Here is a 15,583-nt window from a genome sequence, read left to right on the forward strand (position 1 = left end):
GACTAGAACACCGGCGTGCCGTCCCGCGTCAGCTTCCAGTCCACCGACGCGAAGTCCCTCGGGTCCAGAACACCCTTCGCGGTCACCCACTCCGCGATCCGGGTACGGATCTCCGTCGACTCCGACCACAGCTCCTTCGCGGAGGCGACATGCGGGAAGGCACCGCCGCCGTTGGCACGGTAGTTGTTCACCGCGAACACGAACTGCTGCGCGTCGTCCAGCGCCGCACCCCGGAAAGCCAGGTTCCTGATCCGCGAACCGGCCGGCTGCGCGATGTCGATGTCGTACGACAGGCCCGAGACGTAGTCGTAGTTGTAGTCCGGACGGTTGCCCGCGTTCGTCAGCTTCTCCACGTCGACAGGCACGCCCGCGGCCGTCTGCACGTAGTACTGCGCCGAGTACTCCAGGTACGCCCGCACCTGCGCCCCCGTCAGCAGCTTCGCGACCAGCGTGTTGTCGTACACGTACAGGCTCGACAGATCCCGGATGGTCACGTCGCCCGCCGGGATCTCGGACGTCCGCGAGAACGGCGAGGCCTGCGCGATCACCGGCAGCGCGGCGTACTCGGTACCCGCCAGCGCGGCCTTGACCACGTCCTCCTGAACCCTGGTGATCAGATCGATGATCGGGGCGTCCTTGTAACGGGCCTCGACGGTCGTCAGGGCCTCCGTCGCCCGGCCCACGACCTGGTTGACGTAACTGACGACCTTGTCGTGCTCCGCCTTCAGCAGCCTGGTGATCTTCGGGTCGTCCGCGACCGAACTGGAGTCGCGCAGCGACGCGGACACCGACTCGACCTCCCACCGGCCCCTGCTGAACACCAGCTCGATGTCGAACAGGGTCAGCCGCTCGGCATAGCACAGCGGCTCCGACAGGACGACCGTCTTCCCCGTCCGCTCGTTGACGACCTTCAGCTCCGGGATCTCCAGGTGCGCATGCCCCACCAGGATCGCGTCGATGCCCGGGACCAGACGGGCCACATCGGCCGCCGCGTTCTCCCCGTAGGGAACCTGGTCACCGTACGACGACGTGCCCGACGTACCCGAGTGCGCCGAGACGACGACCACGTCGGCGCCCAGCGAACGCAGCTTCGGAACCCACTTCGCCGCCTGCTCCTCCAGACCCTCGAAGGCCAGCTTGCCCTGCACGTAGGCCTTGTCCCAGATCGCGATGCCCGGGTTGGTCAGACCGAGGACCCCGACCTTCACCGGCGGGGCGCCGGGCACGCGGAACTCCTTGATGAAGTACGGAGGGAACGCGGGCCGACGCGTCTTCGCGTCGACCGCGTTGGCGCCGAGCAGCGGAAAGTCCAACTGCTCCTCGAACCGGCGCAGGGTCTCGATGCCGTAGTTGAACTCGTGGTTGCCGAGCGCCGCCGCGTCGTACCCGATCGCGTTCATCGCCAGCGCCATCGGGTGCACCGGGCCGCCCTGGGCAGTGATCGGGTCGACCTTGGCGTAGTAGTACGTCAGCGGGGTGCCCTGGATGGTGTCACCCGCGTCCAGCAGCAGGGTGTGGGAACGGCCCTTCTCCGCACGGACCTGGTCGACCAGCGTCGAGATGCGGGCCAGCCCCTGCGCGTTGCCGGCCTTGTCGGCGTACTCCGCGTCCTTGAAGTAGTCCCAGTTGAAGACGTGCCCGTGCAGGTCGGTCGTGCCCATGACGGTCAGCGCGTACCGCTTCACCGGGTGGGCGGGACGCGCCGGCTCCGCGGCCTCGGCCGCCTGCGCCGCCGGAGCCGCCGCGCCGGCGACCGCCACCCCCGCCCCGGTCGCGGCGGACTTCTGCAGGAACTTCCGACGGTTCAACGGCATCTCAGGATCTCCTCAGCGGATGGTCAACGACGCGCGTAGATTCTGACCCGCTCACGACGGAATGCAACAGGTCCGTGAGGTTGCGATCTGATGACCTGTGCGGTCGACCTCCGTCGGCATCCGTCGGTCTCCGTCGACATCGGCCGTTACGGCGCCGTGGGAAATGCGCATGCGCAGAACGGATGACCGAAAAACATCGCTCATAGGAGCGAGGTCCTGCACAATTCAACACTTGTCAATAACCCTTTACTCAACGGTTGTTGAGTGGACATGTAGCCCCGAATCCCTACCCACCGGTAAGGCCTAGGCTCGAATCATGCGCCGAGCAAAGATCGTCTGCACTCTGGGCCCCGCCACCGACTCGTACGACCAGATCAAGGCACTGGTCGACGCCGGAATGGACGTCGCCCGACTCAACCTCAGCCACGGCACCCACGCCGAACACGAGGAGCGCTACCAGCGCGTGCGAAAGGCCGCCGACGAAACCGGCCGCAGCGTCGGAATCCTCGCCGATCTTCAAGGCCCGAAGATCCGACTCGGCCGCTTCAGCGAAGGCCCCGTACTCCTTGAACGCGGCGACCCCTTCACCATCACCGTCGAAGAAGGCGTCGAAGGCGACCGCCACGCCTGCGGCACCACCTACGCCGGCCTCGCCGCCGACGTCACCCCCGGCGAACGCGTCCTCGTCGACGACGGCAAGGTCTGCCTGGAAGTCACGAACGTCGACGGCCCCCGCATCCACACCCGCGTCGTCGAAGGCGGCGTCATCTCCGACCACAAAGGCCTCAACCTCCCCGGCGTCGCCGTCTCCGTACCCGCCCTCTCCAAGAAGGACGAGGAAGACCTGCGCTGGGCGCTGCGCACCGGCTGCGACGTGATCGCCCTCTCCTTCGTCCGCACCGGCAAGGACGTCGAGGACGTCCACCGCATCATGGACGAAGAGGGCCGCCGCCTCCCCGTGATCGCCAAGATCGAAAAACCCCAGGCCGTCGACGCGATCGACGACATCGTCGCCAACTTCGACGGCATCATGGTCGCCCGCGGCGACCTCGGCGTGGAGATGCCCCTCGAACAGGTCCCCATCGTCCAGAAGCGCGCCATCAAACTCGCCAAGCGCAACGCCAAACCCGTCATCGTCGCCACCCAGATGCTCGACTCGATGATCGACAACTCCCGCCCGACCCGCGCCGAGGCCTCCGACGTCGCCAACGCCGTCATCGACGGCACCGACGCCGTGATGCTCTCCGGCGAGACCAGCGTCGGCAAATACCCCATCGAAACCGTGCGCACCATGGCGAAGATCGTCGAGGCCGCCGAAGAGGACATCCTCGCCAAGGGCCTCCCACCCCTGACCGACCGCAACAAGCCCCGCACCCAGGGCGGCGCGGTGGCCCGCGCGGCGGCCGAGATGGGCGACTTCCTCGGCGCGCGATTCCTCGTCGCCTTCACCCAGTCGGGAGACACCGCCCGCCGCCTCTCCCGCTACCGCTCCCCGATCCCCCTCCTCGCCTTCACCCCCGAACAGGCCACCCGCTCCCAGCTCAGCCTCACCTGGGGCGTCGAGACCTTCCTCGGCCCGCACGTCGACTCCACCGACGCGATGGTCGACCAGGTGGACGAACTGCTCCTGCAGTACGCCCGCTGCCGCAAGGGCGACGTCGTGGTCATCACCGCGGGTTCGCCTCCCGGCGTGTCCGGCTCGACCAACATGGTCCGGGTCCACCACATCGGCGAGGACGACAGCCCGAAGTAGTGGGGGGCTGGGGTCAGTACTTGGGGCCGACGTGGGCGTCCATGAGGGCTACGGAGGCTTTGCGGGCGACGGAGATGTTGAAGGGGTCGCTGCCGCGGGCGAGAGTGGTCCACTCGACGCCGACCAGGTCGAGTGCGTCGGTGAAGAGCCGCCGGATGTCGTCCGACTTGTTGGCGAAGAGGTACCGGGGGTACTCGTAGCGCTTGCGCTCGCCGGCGACCATCCTCTCCGTCCAGTTGGTGATTCGGCATCCGTCAGAGTGGATGAGGCCGCGGATGAACTCCCAAGGGTGGGCGTCGACGATCTCCTGCTGCCAGAGTTCCAGGGCGATCAGGCGCTCGTGTTTCCTCCCGGGGCCGTGCTGGGGGAAGAGGCAGTGGAGGTGCTTTGAGTACACCTTTACGTTGCGGCAGCCGGTCTTACGGACCCGGCAGACGGAGTTGCCGGGGAACACTTTCCTCATGGCCGCTTCGCAGTCGTCCATGAGGCCCGGCCATGACTCGGTGCAGGTGATCATGAGGTTGGGCACGCGGTGTGTGGAGTACTGACTGATGTGGCCGTCACCCAGGTAGAGGCCAAGCAGGTAGCTGTAGGCCGCCTCATCGAGTTCTCGCCCTTCGCATCGAGGGCACGGCAGACTGTGTCGCCCGGGACATTCGCCGCGCTTGGCCCTGTCCAGATGCTTCCAGTAGCTGATGGTCCCCAATGGCACGTCGAGTTTCCGGGCCACCACCGAGTTCTTCGCTCCACCGCGCAGCAGTGTGAGGGCCTTCTGTCGCACTTCAGTGCCATGAAAGTTCATGCGGTCACTCTGTGTCACTGATCGTGACGGCGGGCAGCAAAAAGCGGAGGACCACGCGAACGTGATCCTCCGCTTACAGGTGCCGGGTGCGGGATTCGAACCCGCACGCCCTTTCGGACAGATGTGTTTGAGACATCAGCGTATGCCATTCCGCCAACCCGGCCGGGCACTTCGTGAGTGTACCGGTTCACTGCCCGTCCCCGCCGCTGGGTACCCTGCTTAAAAGCAGTGCCCCTGCCTGAAAGAGGAGCCTCCGTGACCGCCGAGTCGCCCCAGCCCGTAGACGCGCCCGACGACGACAAGTCGCACGTGCCTCCGCTGACGACCCGTGTCGTCATCGCCGAGGACGAGGCCCTGATCCGGCTGGATCTCAAGGAGATGCTGGAGGAGGAGGGGTACACCGTCGTCGGCGAGGCCGGGGACGGTGAGCGGGCGATCGAGCTGGCCCGCGAGCACCGGCCGGACCTCGTGATCCTCGACGTGAAGATGCCCAAGCTGGACGGTATTTCCGCGGCCGAGAAGATCGCCGAGGAGTCCATCGCGCCGGTGCTGATGCTGACGGCGTTCTCGCAGCGCGACCTCGTGGAGCGGGCCCGTGACGCCGGTGCGATGGCGTATCTGGTGAAGCCGTTCAGCAAGACCGATGTGGTCCCGGCGATCGAGATGGCCGTCTCCCGGTTCACGGAGCTGAAGCAGCTGGAGCAGGAGGTCGCCGACCTCACCCTGCGGCTGGAGACGCGCAAGCTGGTCGACCGTGCGAAGTCCGTCCTGCAGACGGAGTACGGCCTGACGGAGCCGGCGGCGTTCCGTTGGATCCAGAAGACGTCGATGGACCGTCGGATGTCGATGCAGCAGGTCGCGGAGGCGGTCATCGCGGACAGCGAGGAGAAGAAGGCCGCCAAGAAGGACTGAGTGCCGCTGTCGTACGACGAGGCCCGCGCCCCGGAGGAGAGGGGGCGCGGGCCTCGTCGTGTGCGGTGATCAGTCCTCGCCGAGGTAGGCCTTGCGTACGGACTCGTCGTGGAGCAGGTCCTGGCCGGTGCCGGACAGGACGATGCTGCCGACCTCCATGACGTGGCCGTGGTCGGCGAGCGAGAGTGCCGCCTGGGCGTTCTGCTCGACCAGCAGGATCGTCGTGCCCTGGGACTTCAGCTCGGCGATCGTCGCCATGATCTTCTGCATCATGATCGGCGACAGCCCCATGGAGGGTTCGTCGAGCATGAGCAGTTTCGGCTGGGACATCAGGGCGCGGCCCATCGCCAGCATCTGCTGCTCACCGCCGGAGAGGGTGCCGGCGGCCTGCTTCCTGCGTTCCCCGAGGATGGGGAAGAGGTCGTAGGCGCGCTGGATGTCCTTGTCGATGCCGGGCTTGTCGTTGCGCAGGAACGCGCCGAGGCGCAGGTTGTCCTCGATGGTCATGCGGGGGAAGATGTGCCGGCCCTCGGGGGAGTGGGCGAGGCCCAGCGAGACCACTTGGTGGGCGGGGACCTTCTTGAGTGACTTGCCGTTGAATTTGATCTGTCCGCCGACCGGCTTGAGGAGGCCGGAGAGGGTGCGCAGGGTGGTGGTCTTGCCGGCGCCGTTGGTGCCGATGAGGGTGACGACCTGGCCGGCCTCGACCTTGAAGGAGATGCCCTTGACGGCTTCGATCTTGCCGTAGGCGACTCTCAGGTCCTCGACTTCGAGCAGTGTGGTCATCGGTCGTTCTCCTTGCCGGGCGCGGCGTCCGTGGTGGCCTCGGCCTGTGCCTCGGCGGCCTGTGCCTCGGCGGCCTCGACCTCGGCGGCCTCTTCGTCGCCGGGGGCGTTCTCGAAGGGTTCGCCGAGGTAGGCGGCGACGACTCGTTCGTCGCCCTGCACGGTCGAGCTGTCGCCTTCGATGAGCTTCTCGCCCTGTACGAGGACGGCGACGCGGTCGCAGAGGTTGAAGATGAAGCGCATGTCGTGCTCGATGACGAGGACGGCGATGCCCATGTCCCGGATGGCGAAGACGAGTTCCTCGGTGGTGCGGGTCTCCTGGGGGTTCATGCCGGCGGTGGGCTCGTCGAGGAGCAGCAGGCCGGGTTCGCTGGCCAGTGCGCGGGCGATCTCCAGCTTGCGCTGTTCGCCGTAGGGGAGGTTGCGGGCCAGGTGCTCGGCCTTCTTCTCCAGGCCTACGAATGCCAGGAGTTCCATGGCGCGGGCGCGGGAGGCGGCTTCGGCCTTGTGGAAGCCGGGGCCGCGCAGGAGGGCGGACCAGAGGCCTTCCTTGGTGCGGGTGTGGCGGCCGACGAGCACGTTCTCCATGACCGTCATGTTGGCGAACAGGCGGATGTTCTGGAAGGTGCGGGCGATGCCGGCCGCGGTGACCTTGAAGGACTTGGGCGGCAGGACGTTGCCTTTGTAGCGGACTTCGCCCTCGGTGGGGATGTACAGGCCGGTGAGGCAGTTGAAGAAGGTGGTCTTGCCGGCGCCGTTGGGGCCGATGAGGCCGACGATTTCGCCGCTGTTGACGGTGAGGTTGACGCCTCGGACGGCGGTCAGGCCGCCGAAGCGCATGGTGACGCCGCGGGCGTCGAGTACGACCTCGCCGGGGGTGGAGGCGCCGGGGGCGGCGTCCTGGGTGGTGGTGTCGGTGGTCATGGTGGTCACGCCCCTGCCTTGCTGAGGACGGCGGGCGCTTCTGCCTCTTCGTGGAATTCGAGCTGGCGGCGCCGGTTGGGGATGAGGCCCTCGGGGCGGAAGCGCATCAGCAGTACGAGCGCGACGCCGAAGGCGAGGAGCTGGTAGTCGCCCAGGAACTGGAGCTTGGCGGGGATCAGGTACAGCAGTGCGGCGCCGACGAGCGGGCCGGAGATGGTGCCCATGCCGCCGAGGACCACTGCGGCCAGCAGGAAGGCCGAGTTGGGCGGTACGACGTGGGCGAACTGGTACTGCTCGGGGGTCACGGTGTAGGTGACGTGGGCCTGGACGGAGCCGGCGAGGCCGGCCATGCAGGCGCCGAGGGCGAAGGCGATGAGCTTGACTCGGAAGCCGTTGATGCCCATGGCGAGTGCGGCGGTCTCGTCCTCGCGGATGGCGATCCAGGCGCGGCCGATGCGGGAGTCGCTGCTGCGCCGGAACACCACGACGACGATGAGGGTGATGAGCAGCATCAGCAGGAAGTAGTTCGCGAACCGGCCGACGGTGGCGCCGAGGAGCTGGTGTTCCTGGCCGAAGTCGAAGCCGAGGATGTTCAGGTTCGGGATCGAGGAGATGCCGTTGGAGCCGTTGGTGACGTCGGGGCCGGAGGTGCCGTCCATGTTGAGGACGGTGATGCGGAAGATCTCTCCGAAGCCGAGGGTGACGATGGCGAGGTAGTCGCCGCGCAGGCGCAGGGTGGGGGCGCCGATGAGGACGCCGAAGACCATGGCGACGGCGGCGCCGCACAGCGCGGAGGCCCAGAACGGCAGGTTGACGTGCAGCGGCGAGGACGGCGAGCCGGAGACGAGGGCCGCGGTGTAGGCGCCGACGCCGAGGAAGGCGACGTAGCCGAGGTCGAGGAGGCCGGCGAGGCCTACGACGATGTTCAGGCCGAGTGCGACGGTGGCGAAGATCAGGATGTAGACGCCGATCGTCGCGTACTGGTCGTTGGACTGGGTGAAGGGGAAGGCGGCCGCGGCGAGGAAGGCACCGGTCATGGTGATGTTGCGGTGGCGCGCGGTGATCGCCGAGACCCGGGCCACGAGCCCGGCCTTGGAGAGGGCGCCGAAGCCGAAGCCGGCGGTGAGGAGGAAGCCGATGAACAGTTCGTCGTACTCGGTGCCGATGCCGTAGGTGAAGACGGTCAGGCCGAGGGCCATGGCGGCGACGATGACGAGGATTTCGGCGTAGGCGGGCAGTGGGTGCGCCGGGGCCGGGGTCTTGGGGGCGAAGGCCGCCTTGAAGACGCTCCAGTTCTGGCGCATGCCGTGGAGGAACTGCTCCCAGCCGGTGTCGTCGGGGTCGGTGAGTTCCGGCGCCGGTCGTTCGAACGGCAGGGACAGCGCGCCGAGCAGGGCGGCCAGTGTGGCGAGGGCGGCGATGAAGCCGCCGGGTTCCAGGTTCACGACGCCACCGAGTTCGCTGCTGATGGCGATGACGGTGTACCAGGCGGTGGCGAAGGTGCCGAGCGTGGCTGTTTTCAGGGCGCTGTCAGCGCTGCCGGGAGTCAGCCACTTGAGGGCCTTGATGCCGTAGGAGGCGAGGCCGAAGAGGGTGGTGAGGATGCCGCCGATGAGGACGAGGACCTGGAGGCCGCCCGGGTAGCCGTAGACGGTGAGGTCGCCGGGGAAGTCGGCGGTCCAGGTCCAGGCGAGGAACGTGGAGACGATCGTCAGGATGCCGCCGCCGGTGGCGAGGGCTCGTCCGAGCGGGGCGGGCAGGCCGATCAGGCCGGACGCGCCGGTTCCGGGAGCGCTCGGGGTCTCCGGGGTGTCGGATGTGGTGGTCTGTGTGGTCATCGGTGTCACGCCCTGTCCGCGACGCGCTCGCCGAGCAGGCCTTGTGGCCTGAACAGCAGTACGAGGATGAGGAGTACGAACGCCCAGACGTCTGCCCAGGACTGGCTGCCGAACTTGTCCATGCCGGGGATGTCCGAGATGTACGCGGTGGACAGCGCCTCGGCCACACCGAGGACGAGGCCGCCGAGCATGGCGCCGTAGATGTTGCCGATGCCGCCGAGGACGGCCGCGGTGAAGGCCTTCAGGCCGAGGATGAAGCCCATGCGGAAGTCGATCTGGCCGTACTTGAGGCCGTAGGCCACGGATCCGACGGCGGCGAAGGTGGCGCCGAGGGCGAACGCGACCACGATGATGCGGTCGGTGTTGACGCCCATCAGCTTCGCGGTGTCCGGGTCCTGGGCGGTGGCCTGCATGCCGCGCCCGGTACGGGTGCGCATCACGAAGTAGGCGAGGAACGCCATGCTGAGGGGGGCCGCGATGACCAGGAAGATGTCGCCGGTCTGGATGGTGACGTTGCCGATCTCGAAGGGGCCGCCCGGGATGCTCGGGAAGGTGCGGGCGGACTTGGCGCCCGGGTACCAGGCCCACACCGCCTGCTGGAGGGCGAGGGAGAGGCCGATGGCGGTGATGAGGGGCGCGAGGCGGGGGGCGCTGCGCAGGGGGCGGTAGGCGAACCGTTCGGCTCCGACGGCGATGGTGACGGCGACGAGGACGGCGCCGACGAGCATCAGGGGCAGGGCCACCCACATCGAGGTGCCGTCGGGAAGTATGTATGCGTAGACCGTGAGTGCGCCGAACGCACCGGTCATGAAGATCTCGCCGTGGGCGAAGTTGATGAGCTGGACAATGCCATAGACCATTGTGTAGCCGATGGCGACCAGCCCGTACATGGATCCCAGTAGCAGGCCGTTGACCAGCTGCTGCGGCAGTTCGTTCACCGCAAGTCCTCCGAGACGTTCGGAAAGTTCGACGGATGTGGCCGGATGCGAGTGCGCGCGGGGCGCCAGTGGAACAGCGCCCCGCGCGGCTCGGCAGGTGCGGGTGTGGTCAGCCGCCGTTGTAGGTGCCGGACTCCACAGCAGCCCAGGCACCGCTCTTGACGGAGTAGACGGTGAGCTGCTTGTTGGTCGCGTCACCGTACTCGTCGAAGGAGACCTTGCCGGTCACACCGTCGAAGGAGACGTTCTGCATCGCCGCGGTGACCTTCGCGCGGGCGTCGGACGGCAGCTTGCCGCCGTTGTCGTCGACGACCTTCTTCACGGCCTCGATGATCGCCCAGGCCGAGTCGTAGGAGTAACCGCCGTACGCCTCGTACGCCTCCTTGTAGCCCGCGGTCTTGTAGTTGGCGACGAACTCCTTGGCGGAGTCGAGCGTCTCGACCGGCGCGCCGACCGAGGTGGCGAGGTCACCGGTGCCGGAGGCGCCGGCCAGCTTGATGAAGTCGGCGCTGTAGACGCCGTCACCGCCGACCAGCGGGATCTTGGCGCCTGCGGCCTTGATCTGCTTGCTGAGCGGGCCGGCCTGCGGGTACTCGCCGCCGTAGTAGACCACCTCGGCGCCGGAGTTCTTCACCTTGGTGGCGACCGCGGAGAAGTCCTTGGTGTCGGGGTTGATGTGCTCGGTGCCGACGACCTTGCCGCCGAGCTTCTTGAACTCGTCGCTGAAGGTCCCGGCGAGGCCGGCGCCGTAGGTCTTCTTGTCGTCGATGACGAAGGCCTTGGTCTTCTTGGCCTTGTTGTAGATGTACTGGGCGGCGAACGGGCCCTGGATGGCGTCCGTGGTCGCGGTGCGGAAGTACGACTTGTACTGGCGCGACTTCGAGGTCCGCCAGTTGGGGCCCTGGGTCAGGTCCGGGCTGGTGTTGGCCGGGGAGACCTCGACCAGCTTCGCGTCGTCGAAGACCTTCTGCATCGACTGGGCGACGGAGGAGTTCAGCGGACCGACCACGCCGAGGACGCCCGTGTCGCCGACGAACTTGGTGGCGTTCGTCTGGCCCGAGGAGGGCTGGCCCTGGTCGTCGAGGGCCTGGACCTTGAAGGTCACGCCCTTGACGTAGTTCTTCTTGTTGGCCTGCTTGGTTGCGAGGTCCACGGAGTTCCGGATGCCCAGGCCGAGGGCGGACAGGTCGCCGGTCAGCGGGGCGTCGATGCCGATGGTGACGGTGGTGCCGCCTCCGCCGTTGCCCGAATCCGATCCCTTGTCGCGCGAGCCGCAGGCGGTGAGGGTGAGTGCACCCGCCGCCAGGGCGGCGGTGATGGCGATGAGAGAGCGTTGACGCACGATCAGTCCTTTCCGATCGACGACCGCATCCCCGTGGAAGCGGTCGAGTCGCGCGCCTCGCGGAAGTGGGAATCCGACTGCGCGGTGACTGGCCGTGACTCTAGGCGTGTGCGGGGAACGTGGAGGAGGGCTTGGCCAAGGCTGTGACGCTCTTGTTATGACACGAGGTAATGCAGAGCGATACGCGGTGGGGGGAACGCCGGAATTCGGGCCGATTCGCCCCGTCCGCATGGTGAGAACCCGCAGGACCCATCGCGATCCGTTCAGGTGTCTCAGGGGTTTTGGTGATTACGCGCCACTGGCGCCGCAGGCAACTTTCAGGGCGTGTGAGAGGTGCTGTGCGTAGCGAGGTCCGAGGATGAAACTCTGAATCTGCATTGCGCGCGTATTACGTAGAGTTACTTCCAGGAAAGGCATCCCGGCGTCCTTCGGAACCTTTCCGCATTCCGTCACATGCATGGTCATGGTGATCTTGCGCGGAGCGCCTGACTTTGTCCGGAAGGGGGCGTGCGGCGCCGCGGCGACGGAGAGGCCGGCGTACGGCTGGGACACCCGGGTCACGGTGACCGGCGGTCCCGACTCCACGCTCATCAGCACCTCGAAACTGAAGCTGCGCGCCGGCGTACCCGACGGGGTGGGCCGTTCCCGCAGGTACGACATCGCCACCACCTGTGCGGGGTACGGCACTTCGGGCGGTGGCGGCTGCTGTGGGCGGGTCGCGTAGAGATAGCCGCCGCCCGCGAGCAGGACCGCGGCGGCGGCGAGGGCCAGGGCGGCGCGGCGGTGGCGGGCGTACAGGGCCGAGAGCGGTGCGCGTCCTCGGTCGAGGGACTCCTGCCGCGCGGTGTCCCATGCGTGTGTGCCCTCGCCGGGCTCCAGGGGGCCGATGCCGCTCATTGCCACGGACCTCCGCTCGGGGTTCCGTGCCGGTATCGGCCGGTGCACGCCCTGCGGGCCTGACGGTCGATCAACTCGTCAGCGGCAGCAGTCCCTTGGTGCCGCTCGGCGGCCCGCGCCGCGTCCACGACGTGCCGCAGGATCTCGTACTGCCCGTCGGACAGCCCCATGGACTGGTAGTCGCCGTAGGTGCCGTTGTCGAGCACCTTGCGCGACCAGTGCGCCACGATCCTGGCGCACAGCTCCGCGTCGGACGTGGGTGACGCGGAGGCGGTGGGTGACGCGGAGGCGGTGGATGGCGCGGAGGCGGTGGATGGCGCGGAGGCGGTGGCCGGGCCGCGGGCCGGGCGCCCGGGGCCGCTGGATCCGCCCGCGTCGCCCCGCCCGGCGCGGTCCGTCCCGCCGCAGCCGGTCGTCCACAGGAGTGCCGGCAGCGCCAGTCCGCACACCAGGAACCTCACCCCCGGCCGGGGGCCCCCATGCCGTCCCATGTGCCGAAGTTAAGGGGCGGGCGGCGAGGGGGCAACGGGGCGGCGCGGACAATGCCGAGGCCGGTCCGCCTGACCGGCCCCTCACGCCCCTGCCTGTCGAGGCGTCAGTCGCCGGTGGGCACGTCCCGCAGCAGGCAGGTCAGCCGGGCGCTGCACACCCGGCGGCCCTCCTCGTCGCTGATCACGATCTCGTACGTCGCGGTCGAACGGCCCCGGTGCACGGGCGTGGCCACACCGGTGACCACTCCGGAGCGGGCCCCGCGGTGGTGCGTGCAGTTCAGGTCCACACCGACGGCGAGCTTCGAGGGGCCGCCGTGCAGCATCGAGCCGACCGAGCCCAGGGTCTCGGCGAGCACGGCGGAGGCGCCGCCGTGCAGCAACCCGTACGGCTGGGTGTTGCCCTCCACCGGCATCGTGCCGACGACCCGGTCCGCCGAGGCCTCCGTGATCTGCACGCCCATCCGGGTGCCGAGGTTCCCCGCCGAGAAGAGCGCGGGCAGGTCGACCCCCAGGGCGGCGTACTCGTCGATGACCTCTTGAGGGAATTTCACTTCCTGCTGCTCGCCCATGCGGCCAGGCTCCGTTCTCGTTCGTTCGCGTCGATCCGGCGACACTGAGCAAACGCTCAGTCGGTCGCCGATTGTTCCAGACGGACGACGACGGACTTGCTGGCCGGGGTGTTGCTGGTGTCCGCGGTGGCGTCCAGCGGCACCAGCACGTTGGTCTCCGGGTAGTACGCCGCCGCGCAGCCCCGGGCCGTCGGATAGGGCACGACCCGGAAGCCGGGCGCCCGCCGCTCCACGCCGTCCTTCCACTCGCTGACCAGGTCCACGTACGACCCGTCGGCGACCCCCAGCGCCCGTGCGTCCTCGGGGTGCACCAGCACCACCCGGCGGCCGTTCGTGATGCCCCGGTAGCGGTCGTCCAGGCCGTAGACCGTGGTGTTGTACTGGTCGTGCGAGCGCAGCGTCTGCAACAGCAGCCGGCCCTCGGGCAGTTCCGGGTACTCCACCGGCGCCGCGGTGAAGTTCGCCTTCCCGGTGGCCGTCGGGAAGCGCCGCTCGTCGCGCGGCGCGTGCGGCAGCGCGAAACCGCCGGGGCGGCCCGCGGAACCGGTCACGCGCGCGTTGAAGTCCTCGAAACCGGGGATCACGCGCGCGATGCGGTCACGGATCGTCGCGTAGTCCCTCTCGAACTCCTCCCACGGCACCACGCTGTCCTCGCCGAGCACCCGGCGCGCCATCCGGCACACGATCGCCGGCTCGGACAGCAGCTGCGGGCTCGCCGGAGCCAGCCGCCCGCGCGAGGCGTGCACCATGCCCATGGAGTCCTCGACGGTCACGAACTGCTCCGTGCTCTTCCCGTCCGGGCCGACCTGGAGATCGCGCTCGGTACGGCCGAGGGTGGGCAGGATCAGGGCACGCGTGCCCGTGACGGCGTGCGAGCGGTTGAGCTTGGTCGACACGTGCACGGTCAGCCGGGCCCGCCGCATGGCCGCCTCGGTGACCTCGGTGTCGGGGGAGGCGGCGACGAAGTTGCCGCCCATCGCGAAGAACACCTTCGCCTCGCCGTCGCGCAGCGCGCGGATGGCCCGTACGACGTCGAAGCCGTGCTCGCGCGGCGGCGCGAACCCGAACTCCTTCTCCAGCGCGTCCAGGAACGCCGGGGCGGGCCGCTCGAAGATGCCCATCGTGCGGTCGCCCTGCACGTTCGAGTGACCGCGCACCGGGCACACGCCCGCGCCCGGACGGCCGATGTCGCCGCGCAGGAGCAGGAAGTTGACCACCTCGCGAATGGTGGGGACGGCGTGCTTGTGCTGGGTGAGCCCCATGGCCCAGCAGACGATGGTCCGCTTCGAGGCGAGGACCATCTTCAGGGCCTGCTCGATCTCCGCGCGCGTGAGGCCGGTCGCGGCGAGTGTCTCGTCCCAGTCGGCGGCGTGGGCGACGGCGGCGAACTCCTCGTAGCCGTGCGTGTGTTCGCGTACGAACGCCTCGTCGACCGCGCCGTCGGTCTCCAGGATCAGCTTGTTGAGGAGCCGGAACAGCGCCTGGTCGCCGCCGATGCGGATCTGCAGGAACAGATCGGTGAGCGCGGCGCCCGTGAGCATGCCCTGCGCGGTCTGCGGGTTCTTGAACCGCTCCAGGCCCGCCTCGGGCAGCGGGTTCACGCTGATGATCCTCGCGCCGCCCGCCTTGGCCTTCTCCAGCGCGGAGAGCATGCGCGGGTGGTTGGTCCCCGGGTTCTGGCCCGCGACGATGATCAGGTCGGCCTTGTAGAGGTCCTCGAGCAGGACGCTGCCCTTGCCGACGCCGATCGTCTCGCTCAAGGCCGACCCGGACGACTCGTGGCACATGTTCGAGCAGTCGGGCAGGTTGTTCGTGCCCAGCTCGCGCGCGAACAGCTGGTACAGGAACGCGGCCTCGTTGCTGGTGCGGCCCGAGGTGTAGAAGAGGGCCTCGTCCGGGGAGGCGAGGGCGGCGATCTCCTCGGCGACGATGCCGAAGGCCCGCTCCCAGCTGACGGGCTCGTAGTGCTCGCCGCCCTCGGGCAGGTACATGGGGTGCGTGAGCCGCCCCTGCTGCCCCAGCCAGTACCCGCTGCGCCCGGCGAGATCGGCGACGGAGTGCGCGGCGAAGAACTCGGGGGTGACCCGGCGCAGTGTGGCCTCCTCGGCCACCGCCTTGGCGCCGTTCTCGCAGAACTCCGCCGTGTGCCGGTGGTCGGGCTCCGGCCACGCGCAGCCCGGGCAGTCGAAGCCGTCCTTCTGGTTGACGCTCAGCAGCGTCAGCATGGTGCGCCTCAGGCCCATCTGCTGCTGGGCGATGCGCAGCGTGTGCCCGATGGCCGGCAATCCCGCCGCCGCGCGCTTCGGCTCCGCGACCTGCGGCGCGTCCTGAACCGGATCACCCTTGGGCGGCTTCGTCGCCATCGCCCGCTCCCCTTCGCCTGCGCGAGACACATACGCGCCCGATCCTCCCACGCCCGGTGACAGGGCGGTGGGGGGGTGCGGGGACGGCGGTGGGGGGGGTGCGGGGACGGCGGTGGGGGTGTGCGGAGACGGCGGTGGGAGGGTGCGGGGACGGG

At 68.7% G+C, this 15,583-nt stretch carries 13 protein-coding genes and 1 tRNA gene; 2 read left to right on the forward strand and 12 right to left on the reverse strand.

From position 1 onward, the window contains the following. Positions 1-2: 2 nt before the first annotated feature. On the reverse strand, positions 3-1,814 hold the full coding sequence (locus ACWD5D_RS15730) for a bifunctional metallophosphatase/5'-nucleotidase (RefSeq protein WP_451373241.1): 1,812 nt from the start codon (positions 1,812-1,814) through the stop codon (positions 3-5). 316 nt (positions 1,815-2,130) lie between these two features. Between ACWD5D_RS15730 and pyk the strand changes: the two genes are divergently transcribed. Beyond that, complete coding sequence (gene pyk, locus ACWD5D_RS15735) at positions 2,131-3,567, forward strand: pyruvate kinase (protein ID WP_451373242.1); 1,437 nt, start codon at positions 2,131-2,133, stop codon at positions 3,565-3,567. Between the two features lie 13 nt (positions 3,568-3,580). On the opposite strand, the gene ACWD5D_RS15740 is transcribed toward pyk, so the two are convergent. Beyond that, the gene (locus ACWD5D_RS15740) at positions 3,581-4,369 is read right to left on the reverse strand and encodes a helix-turn-helix domain-containing protein (protein ID WP_451373243.1); all 789 of its coding nucleotides are present in this window, start codon (positions 4,367-4,369) and stop codon (positions 3,581-3,583) included. Between the two features lie 80 nt (positions 4,370-4,449). After that, positions 4,450-4,532: transfer RNA gene (locus ACWD5D_RS15745), tRNA-Leu, on the reverse strand. A 92-nt stretch (positions 4,533-4,624) separates the two neighbouring features. Between ACWD5D_RS15745 and ACWD5D_RS15750 the strand changes: the two genes are divergently transcribed. Then, complete coding sequence (locus ACWD5D_RS15750; RefSeq protein ID WP_451373244.1) at positions 4,625-5,281, forward strand: ANTAR domain-containing response regulator; 657 nt, start codon at positions 4,625-4,627, stop codon at positions 5,279-5,281. 69 nt (positions 5,282-5,350) lie between these two features. Here ACWD5D_RS15750 and ACWD5D_RS15755 read toward each other — a convergent pair whose 3' ends face one another. The 9 genes from ACWD5D_RS15755 to ACWD5D_RS15795 all read right to left on the reverse strand — a co-directional run bounded on the left by ACWD5D_RS15755 (position 5,351) and on the right by ACWD5D_RS15795 (position 15,428). Then, entirely contained in the window at positions 5,351-6,067 is a 717-nt protein-coding gene (locus tag ACWD5D_RS15755; protein ID WP_451373245.1) for an ABC transporter ATP-binding protein, read from the reverse strand. Continuing rightward, positions 6,064-6,990 carry an ABC transporter ATP-binding protein gene (locus ACWD5D_RS15760; RefSeq protein ID WP_451373338.1) on the reverse strand — a complete coding sequence of 309 codons (927 nt, stop codon included), beginning with the start codon at positions 6,988-6,990 and terminating at the stop codon, positions 6,064-6,066. Before ACWD5D_RS15760 ends, ACWD5D_RS15755 begins: the two co-directional genes overlap by 4 nt. A 5-nt stretch (positions 6,991-6,995) precedes the next feature. After that, positions 6,996-8,828, reverse strand: coding sequence for a branched-chain amino acid ABC transporter permease (locus ACWD5D_RS15765; RefSeq protein WP_451373246.1), 1,833 nt, complete (start codon positions 8,826-8,828; stop codon positions 6,996-6,998). 5 nt (positions 8,829-8,833) lie between these two features. After that, positions 8,834-9,766 carry a branched-chain amino acid ABC transporter permease gene (locus tag ACWD5D_RS15770; RefSeq protein WP_451373247.1) on the reverse strand — a complete coding sequence of 311 codons (933 nt, stop codon included), beginning with the start codon at positions 9,764-9,766 and terminating at the stop codon, positions 8,834-8,836. A gap of 109 nt (positions 9,767-9,875) precedes the next feature. Further along, positions 9,876-11,108, reverse strand: a complete 1,233-nt coding sequence (locus ACWD5D_RS15775) for a branched-chain amino acid ABC transporter substrate-binding protein (RefSeq protein WP_451373248.1) — start codon at positions 11,106-11,108, stop codon at positions 9,876-9,878. A gap of 288 nt (positions 11,109-11,396) precedes the next feature. After that, positions 11,397-12,005: a Tat pathway signal sequence domain protein gene (locus ACWD5D_RS15780; protein ID WP_451373249.1), complete on the reverse strand. Its 609-nt coding sequence runs from the start codon at positions 12,003-12,005 to the stop codon at positions 11,397-11,399. Beyond that, positions 12,002-12,496, reverse strand: coding sequence for a hypothetical protein (locus tag ACWD5D_RS15785; protein WP_451373250.1), 495 nt, complete (start codon positions 12,494-12,496; stop codon positions 12,002-12,004). The genes ACWD5D_RS15780 and ACWD5D_RS15785 overlap by 4 nt, the downstream gene beginning before the upstream one ends. A gap of 104 nt (positions 12,497-12,600) precedes the next feature. Beyond that, a complete protein-coding gene (locus ACWD5D_RS15790; protein ID WP_451373251.1) occupies positions 12,601-13,065 on the reverse strand; it encodes a PaaI family thioesterase in 465 nt (154 codons plus the stop codon). Between the two features lie 56 nt (positions 13,066-13,121). Further along, a complete protein-coding gene (locus tag ACWD5D_RS15795; RefSeq protein WP_451373252.1) occupies positions 13,122-15,428 on the reverse strand; it encodes an FdhF/YdeP family oxidoreductase in 2,307 nt (768 codons plus the stop codon). Positions 15,429-15,583: the final 155 nt, after the last annotated feature.

This window comes from Streptomyces sp. NPDC002520, from assembly GCF_053595235.1.